The organism is Armatimonadota bacterium (assembly GCA_031081675.1).
GTDB lineage: Bacteria > Sysuimicrobiota > Sysuimicrobiia > Sysuimicrobiales > Kaftiobacteriaceae > Calidihabitans > Calidihabitans tengchongensis.
The window spans coordinates 27604-41435 of the sequence record JAVHLZ010000012.1; the positions used below are offsets into that span (position 1 = coordinate 27604).

The following is a 13832-nucleotide window of genomic DNA, read 5'->3' on the forward strand; positions in this document are numbered from 1 at the left end:
AGAAGCGGATGGCTTCTACTTAGGGCCACGACGGCTGGCAGTATAACACAGCCCTCCGGCACCGTCAACGCGCGGCCGTCAGCGGGCCGGGGCCGCCGCGGCGCGGGACGCGGCCTGGACCGCCCGGTCCACGTCGGCGGGACTGATGTGGCGGTGGGTCACGCACCGGACCACCTGGGGGGCGGTGGGCAGTGCCAGCACGCCTTCCCGCCGCCAGCGGGCGCAGAAGTCGGCGGCGGTGTCGGGCGGACGCACGGTGACCAGGACGATGTTGGTCCGCACCCGGTCCAGGTCCACCGCCAGCCCCGGGACCCGCGCCAGGCCCTCGGCCAGCCGGCGGGCCGCGGCGTGGTCTTCGGCCAGGCGGGCCACCATCGTGCGCAGGGCCACCACCCCCGCCGCGGCGATGACCCCCGCCTGGCGCATCCCCCCGCCCACCATCTTGCGGTACCGGCGGGCCTGGTCGATGAAGGGGCGGCTGCCCACCAGCACGGACCCCACCGGGGCCGACAGCCCCTTGCTGACGCAGAACATCGCCGAGTCGGCGTGGGCGACCAGCGCCCGGGCCGGCACCCCCAGGGCCACGGCGGCATTGAAGATGCGGGCGCCGTCCACGTGCACCCGCAGCCCGGCCTCCCGGGCTGCCCGGCAGGTCGCCTCCATCTCCGCCGGCCCGAAGGGGATGCCGCCGGCGCGGTTGTGGGTGTTCTCCAGGCACAGCAGCCGGGGCACCGGGAAGTGGATGTTGGGCGGGCGGACGGCCTCGCGCACCTGCTCGGGGCTGATGTAGCCCAGCCGCCCGGGGATGGGCCGGGGGATCACCCCGGCCACCGCCGACATGGACCCCACCTCGTAGTAGTAGGTGTGGGCCTCGGCTTCCACCAGCACCTCGTCTCCCCGGCGGGTGTGGGTGAGGATCGCCACCAGGTTGGCCATGGTGCCGCTGGGGACAAACAGGCCGGCCTCCTGGCCCAGCATCTCCGCCGCCAGCTCCTCCAGCTCCCGGACGGTGGGGTCCTCGCCGAAGACGTCGTCCCCCACGGCGGCGCGGGCCATGGCCTCCCGCATCTCCGGCGTAGGCTGGGTGACGGTGTCGCTGCGCAGGTCGATCATGCCCGCCGGCGCGCGGTCAGACGGGTCGGGGGGGTCGGGGATCACTCCAGCGGCAGGCGCGCGGCCTGGTACAGGGCGATGCCCTTGTTGGCGATGGCGGAGGCCACCGCTCCCATGATCACCAGCAGGGCGCCTTTGACGGCCAGGACGGCGGGGGCGGCCAGCAGCCGGGTCGCCGAGAGGCCGTCGCCGGCGGCCACCAGATCCCGATAGGCCAGGCCGAACACGCCCAGCAGCAGGACCACCCCCAGGCCGAAGACCGCCAGGCCCAGGCTCTTGCCGGCCGCATCCACCGGGGCCGGCGCACGGCTTGACGCCAGCGACTGCGCCATCTGCTGCGCCACCGCGATCACCCCACCCGGGCGTGCGCGAGGGCCGTCGCGCAGGGGCACGTCCGCTCCGCCGGAATGGCGGCCACCATGCGCAGGATCAGCTCCCGCAGGCGCGCCGTGTTTTCCTTGAACTTCTCCAGCACCTCCTGGGCCGTCACCGGACGCGCGGCGGGGTCTCCCTCGACCCCGACGTCGTAGTCGGTGATCAGCGAGAGGTTCACGTAGCACATCTCCTGCTCCCGGGCCAGGGCGCACTCGGGGTACTGGGTCATGTTGATCACCTCCCACCCCTGGGCCCGGAACCACCGGCTTTCGGACCGGGTGGAAAAACGGGGGCCCTGGATCACCACCACGGTGCCACCGTCGTGCACCCGCCACTCCATGGCCCGCGCCGTCTGCACCGCCACCGCCCGCAGGGTGGGACAGTAGGGGTCGGCCATGCTGACGTGGGTCACCACCGGTCCGTCGTAGAAGGTATCCCGGCGCCCCCGGGTCCGGTCCACGTACTGGTCGCACACCACCAGGTCGCCGGGGTGGATGTGCGGCTGGAGGCTGCCGGCGGCGCAGGGTCCCAGGACGCGGGTGCACCCCAGCGTCTTGAGGGCGTAGATGTTGGCCCGGTAGTTGATGGCGTGGGGCGGCAGGGTGTGGTGCCGGCCGTGCCGGGGCACAAACGCCACCCGCCTTCCCCCCACCTCGCCCACGGTCACCACGTCACTGGGAGGGCCGTAGGGCGTGTCCACCCGCAGCTCCCGGGCGTCCTCCAGCAGCGCGTACAATCCCGACCCTCCGATGACGCCGATCTCCGCCTCGGCCATGGCCGACCTCGTTCCGCGTGCGGTTGTGGTGGGGTAGACCGGTAAGTTGTTCGCCGCCGGGACGCGCGGACCCTTGCGGGGCGGATGTCAGGAAGGCGGGCCCAGGACCCGGTCCGCCAGCGCCGGCAGGATGGCCGCCGCCCGGCCCCGCAGGACGACCCGGGCGCGGTGGTCCAGGGGCGTGGGTTCGTCGTTGACGATGATCAGGGTGGCCCCGCGCCGCACCGCGTTCTCGGGCAGCCAGGCGGCGGGGGTGACCTGCAGGGACGAGCCCACCACCAGGACGGCGTCCGCCTGCGCGCAGAGCTCCTCCGCCTCCCGGTAGGCCTGCTCGGGCAGCAGCTCCTCGAAGAGGACCACGTTGGGTTTGACGGGCCTCCCGCAGCGCGGGCAGGACGGCAGCTCGCCCCGGTCCAGCGCCGCGGTGATCACCTCGATCGGTCCGGTCCAGTGGCAGTCCGGGCAGGCGGCCTCGCGCAGGTTCCCGTGGAGCTCGATCACCCGCCGGCTGCCCGCCGCCTGATGCAGGCCGTCCACGTTCTGGGTGATGACCGCCCTCAGGCGCCCGGCCTCTTCCAGCCGGGCCAGGGCGCGGTGCCCGGCGTGGGGGCGGGCGTGGGCCAGCAGGGCCAGGCGCCGGCGGTAGAAGTCGTAAAACCGGTGCGGGGTCCGCCGGAACGCCGACAGGGTGGCCACCTCCAGCGGGTCGAACTCGGCCCACAGGCCGGTGGGGGACCGGAAGTCGGGCAGGCCCGACTCGGTGCTCATCCCCGCGCCGGTGAACGCCACCGCCGACCGGGCGGCGGCCAGCGCCGCCGCGGCCCGGTCCAGAAGATCCGCCTCAGCCGTCATCCACGCCTGCCAGGGTCCCGTCGTCGGTGAACGCCAGGGGGACGGGCTCGCCGACCTCTATATCGGGACGGCCGCGCAGCTCGGGCAGCACCGCCTCCGACACCCACAGGACCTCCAGGTGGGCCGTGGAGCGGATGCGGGCCACCCGCGCCTGCCGCGGGTCTGTAGCCAGGCTGGCCAGGGCCGCCGCGATGGCGTCGCGGTCGGTGGGCATGGTCACCGGCACGAACGCGCGCTCCAGGTAGGTGCTGGTCACGGCGTTGGCGTAGGTGGCCACGGGATCCAGAGCGTCCACCAGGCGGCGGGTGACGACATCCGCCAGCCCCACCCCCTGGGCGTTGCCCTCCGAGGCCGCAGACAGCCGCAGGCAGACGATGCGGCGGATGCGGGGGGCGGGCGGCTCCGGCACGCCCGGCAGCCGCCACCGGCCGATGACGTTGACATCCATGCCGGTGCCGCTGATGTCCTTGCCCATCCGGTCCACGATGAGCACGTCCAGCTCGTCCACCGGCAGGCGCGGCAGCAGCTCCTGGGCCCGCCGGTACAGCTCCCGCTCCCGGTGCGGGATGCGGTCGGCCGGCACCGCCTCCAGCAGCGCCACCTCGTCGTAGGCGTTCTCCACCACCGCCAGCCCACCCAGGATCCGCCCGCGGGCCAGCAGCACGCCGGCCAGCTCCTCGATGGCGGCGGCCATGCGGTCGGGTCCCTGCCGGTGGATCTGGGCCGCGCCCGGCGCCTTGCCCAGCCCCACCGCCATCATCTTCAGCAGGCCGCTGCCGAACGGCCCGGCAAACGCGGTGTGGGGTTTGATCCGGTTGACCACCAGGATGGCGTCGCAGGAGGCGGCGGCGGCGTCGCAGTAGGCCACCATCCCCCCGGCCGTGCGGCCGACCTCCACCACGGCCATGTCGGTGAGGACCGGTGCTCCCACCGATGCCTCGGTGATGCCCAGGTGGGCCAGCAGCGCCCGCTGGCCCTCGCTGGTGGCGCCGCCGTGGCTGCCCATGGCCGCCACCACCACGGGCTCGGCGCCGCGCTCGCGCAGCCAGCCGACCACCGCCCGGAGGATGTCGGGGATGCGGGCGATCCCCCGGCTGCCCGCCGTGACCGCCACCCGGCGGCCGCGCAGGTCGCCGGCGGGCAGGCGGTCCAGTTCCTCCCGCACGGCGCGCGGGATGTCGTCCACCCGCGGCCGGGGATACCGCACCCGGACCGGCGCCAGGGCCGGAAAGGCCTCCACCCGCACCGGCAGGGGGAAAGGGGCGGGCGCAGCCAGCAGCGACCGCCACGGAGCACCCATCGACCACCCCGTCGAGCCGTCCGCGCGGGCTCAGTAGGCCGCCTCGTACAGGGCGACGATGTCCTGGTACGTGGTGGCCCGCGGGTTGACCAGCACGTTGCCGCTCTTCATGGCGTCCTCGGCCATCCGGGGGATCCCGTCCCGGGACACGCCGACGTCCCGCAGCCGCTCGGGAATCCCCACGTCCCGGGCCAGCCGGCGCACCGCCTCCACGGCGGCCTCGGCGGCCTGGCGGGATCCCAGCCCCTCCACCCGTTCGCCCAGCGCCTGGGCCACCTGGGGATAGGTGTCGTAACAGGCCACCATATTCCACGCCATCACGTACGGCAGCAGGATGGCGTTGGCCACCCCGTGGGGGACGTCGTAGTGCGCGCCCAGCGGGTGGGACATGGCGTGCACGTTGCCCAGCCGGGTGCGGGTGAAGGCCAGGGCGGCCATGGTGGACGCCAGCAGCATGGTGGTCCGGGCCTCCAGGTTCCTGCCGTTGGCGTAGGCGGCCCGCAGGGCCCGGCCGATCAGGCGCATCGCCTCCAGGGCCAGGCTCTTGGCGATGGGGTTGTAGGCCGTGTTGGTGTAGCACTCCACGGCGTGGGTCAGGGCGTCCATGCCGGTGGCGGCGGTGAGCCCCGGCGGCATGGTGAGGGTCAGCTCGGGGTCGCACAGGGCCACGGGGGGCACCAGGTGCGGGCTGCCGACGGTCATCTTGATCCGGCGCTCGCGGTCGGTGATGACGGCGAAGGTGGTGACCTCGCTGCCGGTGCCGGCGGTGGTGGGGATGGCCACCACCGGAGCCGTGGGGCCCGGGACCTTGCCCAGGCCCTCGTAGTCGCGCACCCCGCCTCCGTGGGAGGCCAGCACGGCCACCATCTTGCCCACATCCATGGCGCTGCCTCCGCCCACCGCCACCACGAACGCCGCCCGGGCGCGGCGGAACGCCTCGGCGGCCGCGTGCACCGTCTCCACGCTGGGGTTGGCCTCCACCTGGGTGAAGTCCTCGGCGGTCACGCCGGCGTCCCGGAGCAGCGACAGGACCCGGTCCACAATGCCTGCCTGGGCGATGCCGGGGTCGGACACCACCAGGGCTCGACTGCCCAGTCCGGCCACCGCCTCCGGCAGCCGGCCGACCGCCCCGGGCCCGAAGGTCAGACGGGTGGGGGCCTCAAACGCGAACAGCTGAGAGGCCGTCACGGTGTGCGCCTCCTCTGCAGATCGTTGAACGTCGGCCCGTTGAATCGTTGAAGCGTCGGACCATGGGACCGCCGCGCCCCGACGTTGTCACGTGTCAACGCTTCAACGCGCCAACGTTTTAACGTTCCAACATCTCTCACTCCTCGGTGTTCCCCCGGCCGTGGGGGCGGTCCTGCTGCGCCTTCAGTTTGGCAATGTACAGCCGCGCGGCCTGCTGCATGGACGCCGACGCCTCCGGGGGAGGCTGCAGCAGCGCCCACCGGTCGGCCTCCGCGTACTGGCGGTCCTCCTCCTCTTCCTGCGCCCCGCCGGTCCGGGCCAGGCGAGCCCGCAACGACGCGGCCAGGGCGGTCAGGTGGACGCCCAGCACCGGCAGACGCCGCAGGGTCACCTCCGCCGCGAACAGGCCCACGGCGAGGGCGGTCAGGGCGGGCCACGCCGGCGCCGCCGCCGGGGAGCCGCGGCCCGGCGCCACGGCCTCGCGGGGGGAAGCCAGCAGGCGTCCGCCGGTAGCCTCGACCACCTGGGCCAGGACCGGAGGGGAAGACGTGGGTGGGCGCAGCTCCGGCGAGGCGGGCACCACCACGCCGGCGGTCCGCACGCGCACGGTTCCCGAGCGGTCGCGCGCCGCCACGGTCAGCGCGTAGGCGCCCGGCTGGGCCAGATCCACGGCTCCCTCGTAGCGGCCGGGGCCGGTCTGGACCAGATCCGCCTCCGCCGGGGCGGGACCGTCCAGGAGCGCGCGCACCTGCAGGCCGTCCACGGGCTCGCCGTCCGCGGTCACGGCGTCGACGACAACCCGGGGCGGCGTGGTGTGCGTGTCCAGGACCGCCGTGAGGTCGTCGTCCTCATCCCGCAGCGCCCAGCGCACCAGCCGGGTGAAGAAGCGGGCGGCGTCCGGCCAGGCCATCCAGGCGGACGCCCACCGGTCGGTGGCGTCGGAGGTATAGGCCACCGCCCGGCCCAGGCCGCGCTGCCAGGTGGCCAGCACGGGGTCCTCCTGGGCGGACACCAGGTGCACGGTGGCCGCGGCCTTGGGGGCGGTCGCCACGTACCCCCGCAGGGGCGGGAAGGCGAAGCCGTCCGCCAGGCCGCGGCGGGCCACCCGGGGGACGAACGGCTCTTCCACCAGGTAGGCCCGGGAGGCGATCAGGGCCTCGGCGGTGAGGATCTGGGGGATGGTGTACACGTCCCGGGCGGCGTAGTACCGACCGCCGCCCCAGCGGGCGATGCTCCGCATCAGGCTCTCGTCGGCGTCGGTGCCGATGGCCACGGCGGTCACGGTGATCCTGTCCTGCGCCATGCGGCTCACCAGTCCCTGGAAGTCGCCGGGATCGGTCTGCCCGTCAGACAGGACGATCACGTGGCGGACCCGGGCCGAGGCCGTCCGCAGGTAGTCGTAGGCCAGGCGCAGGGCGGGATACATGTTGGTGCCGCCCCCGGCCACCAGGCGCGCCACCTGGTCCATGACCTGCTCCCGGTGCCGCGCCTCGGTGGGCGCGGCCAGCCAGCGGGCGTCCTGGTCGAAGGCGATGACGCCGATGATGTCGCGCTCGCCCAGCAGGTCGATCACCGCCTGGGCGGTTTCCTTGGCCAGGTCCACCTTGGCGATCTGCTGGCCGAAGGCGCCCATGCTGCCGGAGGTGTCGATGACCAGCACGATGGCCAGGGAGGGCATCGCCAGGCGGTGGCGGACGTCCATGGCCACCGGCAGCGCATCCTCCAGCGGGGTGCCGGCGTAGCCGCCCACCCCGTAGCTGTGGGGTCCGCCCACCACCACCAGCCCGCCGCCCGCCCGCTCCACGTAGTCCCGCAGGGCGCCCAGCTGGGCGGGCGAGAGGTCTGTGGCCGGCACGTCGTCCAGCACCACCGCCGCCGCCTCGGCGAAGGCAAAGACGCCAGCCGGCAGCGCCTGCGGCGCCAGACCCCGCACCCGCACGCCCGCGGCCTCCAGCCACCGACCCAGAGGACCCGGCGCGGAGGCCACGTACCAGACCACCGGCTGCCCGCGCACCCGCACCGCCGCCTCGGCGCGGTTGTTGGCCGCCGAGGTATCGGGGGTGGCGGCGATGGTGGCGGCGTACAGGAGCGTGCCCTCGCGGCGGGCCTGCTGGGGGATGCGCACCACGCTCCGCCCGGCGGGCACCTGGAGGGACCGCCGGGCGACGACGCCGTCCGGGCCGCTGACCGCAAGGTCCACCTGCGCGGGCGCCGTGGCCTCCAGCGCCACGGCCACGTCAAACCGTTCTCCCACCCGCACCTCGGTAGGAGCGGTCACCGCGTCCACCAGCACCTCCGCCGGCGGGGGAGCGTCGAGGGACACCGCCGAGACTTCCACCCCGGCGGCCCGCGCCAGGGCAAGGGCTCCGGCCAGGTCTCCCCGGGTGGGGCGGCCGTCGGACAGGATCACGACCCGCCGGCTGCCCTCGGGCGGCAGAACGCCCAGCGCGGCCCGGATGGCCGCGGCCAGGTCGGTGGCGTGGCCGGGCGGCCGGCTGACGAACGCCAGCAGCGGATCGGCCGACGGCACCTCCTCGACCACCGCGTCGGCTCCGAACACCACCAGCCCGATCCGGTCTCCCGGCCGCCGCAGGGCGGATGCGTCCCGCACGAACCGTTCCGCCGCCTGCCGCTGCGCGGCCCGGACGCTGTCCGAGACATCAACGGCAAAGACGACCGTGAGGTCGCCTCCGGGCCGCCGCACCGCCGGATGGGCGGCCGCCAGGGCCAGCGCCGCCAGCACGGCCAGCCGCAGGACGAGGGCGCCCCGGGGCAGCGCGCGGCGGGCCGCCAGAGCCACCGCCACGGGCACGGCAACCAGCAGCAGAACAGCGGCGGGATGGTCCACCCGCACCGGCGTCACCGGCGCACCCCCACATGCCGCAGCCGCGGAACCGGTCCGGCGGGCGCGCGGCGGGGCTGGGTTCGCAGGTACACCGCCCACTCGATGACGGCCAGGACCACCGCCGCCGCCAGGACACCGGGGGACACATCCACGGCCCGCGATGCCGCCGGTGCGGTCGGTCGGCCCGCCCCGCCCGAGGGCGGAGGAAACACCGGGGCGATGTCCGACTCCTCGGGCGGCGGCAGGGCGGCGATCAGCCGGACGCTGTCGCCGTCGCGCAGACGGTACAGGCCCGCGCGCTCGACCACCAGGCTCACCGCCCCTCCCCGGGCGGGCAGAACCTGCGTCCCCCCGCCCGGTCCCGTCATGGTGACCGCCGCGGCCGCTGCCGGCACCGTGAAGGGCTCGCCGACCCGGACGGCGGCGGGCATGTCTCCCAGCCAGGCCAGGGCGTTGCGCACGAAGATGGGAAACGCCGCGTGCAGGGGAACGTCGGTCTGGTCCAGCGCCGCCGCCAGGACGACCGCGCGGATTCCTCGCCCCTCGTAGGCCCAGATCAGGGGCCACTGCCCTTCCGCCAGGACCTCGCCGCCCGCCGGGCGCAGCGCCAGGGCGCGGGAGACGGTCACGTCCTGGAAGTCCACAAAGCGCATCACGGGATGAGCGGCCGACCAGCGGACGACCTCTAGCTGCGCGGCCTCCCCCTCCACCGCGACGGGCAGGGGCGGGGCCACCGTCCCCACCAGGAGATAACGTCCGGGCGGCAGGTCCGACAGGGGCAGACGGTTGATGACCACCACGTCCGCCCGGGCCAGCTCCTGCGCCGTCGCCGGCACCACCTCGGCGCCGGAGGCGGCCAGGGCCTCCAGGAGGGCGCGGTCCTCCTCCCCGGCCACCGCCACCCGCACGCGGGGCGGCAGGACCGCCACGGCGGCATCATCGACCGGCAGGTCGTCCTCCGCGTCCAGGCGGGCGGTGAGGACCCCCGTTCCCAATCCCCGCAGGGCCACCGCCGAGGACCCGCCGGCGGGCACGGAGACGTCCTGGCGCAGGACCGGCCGGCCCTCCACAGAGACCTCCAGCGGCACCCGCGCCGGGACGCGCCCGGCGTTGATCACCCGCACCACCGCCGCGGTCCCTGAGGGCAGGCGGTCGGCCGCGATCCCCGCGATGCCGACGTTGCGGTCGGAGGTTCCGACGATCCGGTAGTCCACGCCCGGGACCGAGGGGCCGGCGCGGTCGGTGAACACCACCACCCTCCCCGACTCCCCGCCGGGCAGCCTCGCCAGCGCCGCCGCCACGGCCTGGTCCATCGCCGCGGCGCCGTCCGTGGGCCGCAAGGCGTCCAGGGCCCGCAGCGCCCGGGCGGGCGCACCCGGCCCTTCGCGCAGCGCGGCCTGGGGACCGGCTTCGATGAGGGCGACCGGTCCCGCCGCCCGGCGGATCTCTTCGCGGGCCAGCCGGCGCGCGCGCTCGAACCGGGACGGCGCCACGTCGGTGGCCTGCATGCTGGCGGAGGTGTCCACGACCACCACCAGCGGACCCGCGGCCGGAACCGGCCGCAGGGGACGGGCCAGGGCCAGCACGCCCAGGGTCAGGATCAGCAGCTGGAGGGCCAGCAGCAGGCTGTGCTCCAGGCGGCGCAGGGGCCGCCGGGCGCGCAGGTCCCGGGCGGCCCGCTGCCACAGCAGGACGGAGCTCACCGGCACCTCCTGCCGCCGGGCCCGCAGCAGGTACAGCAGCAGGACCGCCGGCAGGATCAGCAGGCCCCACAGCGCCGCCGGCGCGCCCAGGGTCACCGGAACAGCCCTCCCATGCGCAGGTAGCGCAGCACCAGGTCCTCCACCGGCACGGACGTGGTGATGCGGACGTAGTCGATCTGGTGGCGCAGGCAGAACTCCTCCACGCCCCGGAGGTAGGCGTCCCGCGCCCGGGCGTAGGCCTCCAGGGCCGGCCCGTCCACCGTCACCTCCACCCCGGCGCGGGTCTCCCGGTCCACCAGCCGCAGGTCCCCGCGCACCTGGGGGTCCAGCTCGTCGTCGGCCAGGACGTGGATGACGAACGGCTCGAAGCGGTGGGCCCGGGCCAGGGTGAGCCCGTCCTCGTACCCGCCGGGGAACAGCAGGTCGCTGAGCAGCACCAGCAGGCCCCGCCGGCGCGTGCGGTGGACGTACTCCCGCAGGGTCTGGCGCAGGTCGCTGGCGGCAGCCGGCGCCGGGTCGGCGGCGTCGGCGAGGAAGGCCATCAGGCGCACGGTCTGGCCGCGTCCCCGGACCGGGGGCAGCAGGCGGCGCACCCGGTCGGCGAAGAACACCACGCCCACCCTGTCGAGCCCGAGCAGGCCCACGTATCCGATGGCGGCGGCCACCCGGGCGGCGTACAGGGCCTTGCTGGGCTGGCCCCACGCCATCGAGGCGCTGACGTCCACCAGCAGGTGGACGTTGATGTCCTCCTCCTCGCTGAAGAGCTTGACGAACAGCCGGTCCAGCCGCGAGTAGATGTTCCAGTCGATGTGGCGGTAGTCGTCGCCCACCTGGTAGGAGCGGTAGTCGGCGAACTCCACCCCCCGCCCCAGCGTGCGGCTGCGGCGCTCGCCGCGCAGGACACCCCGCACCGGTCGGCGCGCCCGCAGGGCCAGCGCCTCCAGCCGGCGCAGGAATGCCGGATCAAGCAGCACGGCGCTCATGGGACGACGCTGACGGGTGGAGGTGGAAGGTCAACAACACCGGCGCGCTCTCCTCCCCCGAACCCCGAACCCGCCCCGTCAGGCCCGCGCGCCCTCCCGGGTGGGGGTCTCCTCCAGCACGTTGCGGACGACGGTGTCGGGGTCGATTCCCTCGGCTTCCCCCTCGAAGTTGAGGATGATCCGGTGGCGCAGGGCCGGCAGCGCCAGGGCGTGGATGTCGGCGAACGCCACGTTGGCCCGCCCGGCCATCAGGGCGCGCACCTTGCCGGCCAGGATCAGCGCCTGCGCTCCCCGGGGGCTGCTGCCGTAGCGGACGTAGCGGCGGGCCAGCGACGATCCGGCGGTGTGCGGGTGGGTCGCCCGCACCAGCCGGGCCGCGTAGGCCTTGACGTGGGACGCCACCTCCACCTGGCGGACCAGCCGCATCATGGCCCGCAGGCGCGGCGCCGACGCCACCACCTCGACGGCCGGCAGGGAGGCGGAGGTGGTGCGGTCGATGATCTCCACCAGGTCGTCCACGCCCGGGAACTCCGCCCGCAGCTTGAACAGGAACCGGTCCAGCTGCGCCTCCGGGAGAGGGTACGTGCCCTCCATCTCGATGGGGTTCTGGGTGGCCAGGACGAAGAAGGGCTCCTCCAGGGGATACGAGGTGCCTCCGACGGTGACGGCGTGCTCCTGCATCGCCTCCAGCAGGGCCGACTGGGTCTTGGGGGTGGCGCGGTTGATCTCGTCGGCCAGCAGGACCTGGGTGAAGATCGGCCCCCGCTGGAACTCGAAGTACCGCCGCCCTTCGGCGTCCTGCATGACCACCGTGGTGCCCACGATGTCGGCCGGCATCAGGTCCGGGGTGAACTGGATGCGCGAAAAGCGCAGGGCCAGGGTCTGGGCCACCGTCTTGACCAGCAGGGTCTTGCCCAGCCCCGGCACGCCTTCCAGCAGCACGTGCCCGCCCGCCAGCAGCGCCACCAGGACCTGGTCGATCAGCTCCTGGTGGCCGACGATCACCCGCTGCACCTCCCGGCGGATGCGGTCCACCGTGGCGGCAAACTCCTCGGGCGTCAGGTCCAGGGTTCCGTCTTCAGCCACCGCGCCACCTCCCGCGATTCTCCCTCAGCGCAGACCGGCCAGGCGACGGAAGTAGTCCTGCACGATGCGGCGGTACGCCGCCGGCACGCGGGCGCGCTGGAGGGCCCTGTCGGCCCGGACCACCACCGCCGGCGGCACGCGCGCCGGCTGGACCCTCGTGGCCGACAGACGGCCGGGGCCGACCACTTCGGAGGCCGTCGCCTCCCCCTGTCCGGGCGCTCCCCGCACGCGCTGAGGGATCTTCTCCACATCCAGCCGCGGGGTCGGCGGTCCCGCCTGCTCGCCGGCGCGGCCGGTCCCCGGAAGGGATCCCTCGCGGGATCCCTGGGGTGGAGGCTCGCCGGCGTCCGCATCCGCCACCGGCGACCGATCGCCGGGCGCTACCGCCTCGGAGGAGTCGGCGCCCGGGGTCTCGGCCGCGGCGGAGGACGACCCGGAGGCGATCCGGGCCATCGAGCTGTCCAGCTCCTGCTGGGCGCGCTCCAGCCCTTCCCGGTCGGCGGCCAGGCCCTCCAGGCCGGCCAGCCAGCGCAGAGCCTGGGTGAGCGACTCGCCGGCTCCGGAGACGTCCCCGTCGTCCAGCTGCTGCCGGGCCCGCCGGAGCTGCTGGCGGACCTCGGCCGGCGCGGTGCCCTCCCCCTCGCGGAGGACCTCTCCCAGCCTGTCCAGGCCCTCCCGGGCCGCCGCCGGGTCGTCCGACTGCAGATGGGAGAGCGCTTCCTGCAGCTGACGGATCTGGCGCTGCAGGGCCGAGCGGCGCAGCGAGTCCGGGGGCGCGCCGGCGGGCGTCGCCGACGCCTGCTCCAGGCGTCGGTCCAGATCCTGGCGCCACTGGTGCACCTCCCGGGCCAGATCGGCGACGCGCGCCAGGGCGGCGGCGCGGTCAAGCCGCTCCTGGCGCAGCCTCTCTCCCACTGCCCGCATCTCCCGCGCGGCCCGGCGGGTCAGGGGCAGGCGGTCGGCCCGGGCCTGCCGTTCGAGGATGCGGCTCACCCGCTCCAGACGCGCCGCCTCCCGCCGGATGACCTGCTGGGCGCGGTGGGCCGGGGTGCCGGGAATCGCCAGACCGCGCAGGGGCCAGGCGGCCAGGGCCACCACCAGGAGCGGCACCCACGCCAGGAGGCGGGGAGGCCGCACCGGCAGGACCGCGCGCAGGTCGGCTCCGTGCAGGTGGGCCACGGCGTCGGCGACCACCCGCGGGGCCAGCGGGCCCGCCGGACGCCGGGCGACCTCCACGGCCGTGCTGGCGCGTTCGTCCAGGCCCAGCACGTCATCCAGGACGCGGGCCGCCGCCAGCTCATCCGGGCGGCGGCACACGGCCGCAGCCAGAGCCGCGCAGGCCGCGGCGACCGCGGACCGGAAAACGGCCGCGGCAACGGAGGGGGGCGCCAGGGGCACGACGAGACCGGCGGCCAGCAGCAGGACATGGGCGGACAGGGTGAGCACGGAGGCGACGGCTGCCCACTCCAGCGCCCGTCGGGCGGCCAGCCGCCATGCGGCCCGGGCGGTGACCCGCGCCAGGGTGGGGTGCACGACCGATCCCATAGGACGATGATAGCACCCCGAGCCGCTCAGTTCGCCGGTCGGGTCGCCCCCTCCGCTCCCTCCGGTG

The 13832-nt window shown here is 75.0% G+C and carries 11 protein-coding genes; all 11 read right to left on the minus strand.

Annotated features, from left to right (window positions below; genetic code table 11):
• Nucleotides 1–78: 78 nt before the first annotated feature.
• Nucleotides 79–1113, minus strand: a complete 1035-nt coding sequence (gene ltaE, locus RB150_06170) for a low-specificity L-threonine aldolase (protein ID MDQ7820117.1) — start codon at nt 1111–1113, stop codon at nt 79–81.
• A gap of 41 nt (nt 1114–1154) precedes the next feature.
• Nucleotides 1155–1466, minus strand: a complete 312-nt coding sequence (locus tag RB150_06175) for a hypothetical protein (protein MDQ7820118.1) — start codon at nt 1464–1466, stop codon at nt 1155–1157.
• The gene (locus tag RB150_06180) at nt 1463–2263 is read right to left on the minus strand and encodes an S-methyl-5'-thioadenosine phosphorylase (protein MDQ7820119.1); all 801 of its coding nucleotides are present in this window, start codon (nt 2261–2263) and stop codon (nt 1463–1465) included. Before RB150_06180 ends, RB150_06175 begins: the two co-directional genes overlap by 4 nt.
• 87 nt (nt 2264–2350) lie before the next feature.
• Entirely contained in the window at nt 2351–3115 is a 765-nt protein-coding gene (locus RB150_06185) for an NAD-dependent deacylase (GenBank protein ID MDQ7820120.1), read from the minus strand.
• Nucleotides 3105–4415, minus strand: coding sequence for a DUF362 domain-containing protein (locus tag RB150_06190; protein ID MDQ7820121.1), 1311 nt, complete (start codon nt 4413–4415; stop codon nt 3105–3107). The genes RB150_06185 and RB150_06190 overlap by 11 nt, the downstream gene beginning before the upstream one ends.
• A gap of 30 nt (nt 4416–4445) precedes the next feature.
• Nucleotides 4446–5603: an iron-containing alcohol dehydrogenase gene (locus RB150_06195; GenBank protein ID MDQ7820122.1), complete on the minus strand. Its 1158-nt coding sequence runs from the start codon at nt 5601–5603 to the stop codon at nt 4446–4448.
• Nucleotides 5604–5739: 136 nt separating this feature from the next.
• Entirely contained in the window at nt 5740–8466 is a 2727-nt protein-coding gene (locus tag RB150_06200) for a VWA domain-containing protein (protein ID MDQ7820123.1), read from the minus strand.
• Entirely contained in the window at nt 8463–10247 is a 1785-nt protein-coding gene (locus RB150_06205; protein MDQ7820124.1) for a VWA domain-containing protein, read from the minus strand. Before RB150_06205 ends, RB150_06200 begins: the two co-directional genes overlap by 4 nt.
• Nucleotides 10244–11134: a DUF58 domain-containing protein gene (locus RB150_06210; protein MDQ7820125.1), complete on the minus strand. Its 891-nt coding sequence runs from the start codon at nt 11132–11134 to the stop codon at nt 10244–10246. Before RB150_06210 ends, RB150_06205 begins: the two co-directional genes overlap by 4 nt.
• 78 nt (nt 11135–11212) lie before the next feature.
• Nucleotides 11213–12220 carry a MoxR family ATPase gene (locus tag RB150_06215; GenBank protein MDQ7820126.1) on the minus strand — a complete coding sequence of 336 codons (1008 nt, stop codon included), beginning with the start codon at nt 12218–12220 and terminating at the stop codon, nt 11213–11215.
• 24 nt (nt 12221–12244) lie between these two features.
• Entirely contained in the window at nt 12245–13765 is a 1521-nt protein-coding gene (locus RB150_06220; protein ID MDQ7820127.1) for a hypothetical protein, read from the minus strand.
• Nucleotides 13766–13832: the final 67 nt, after the last annotated feature.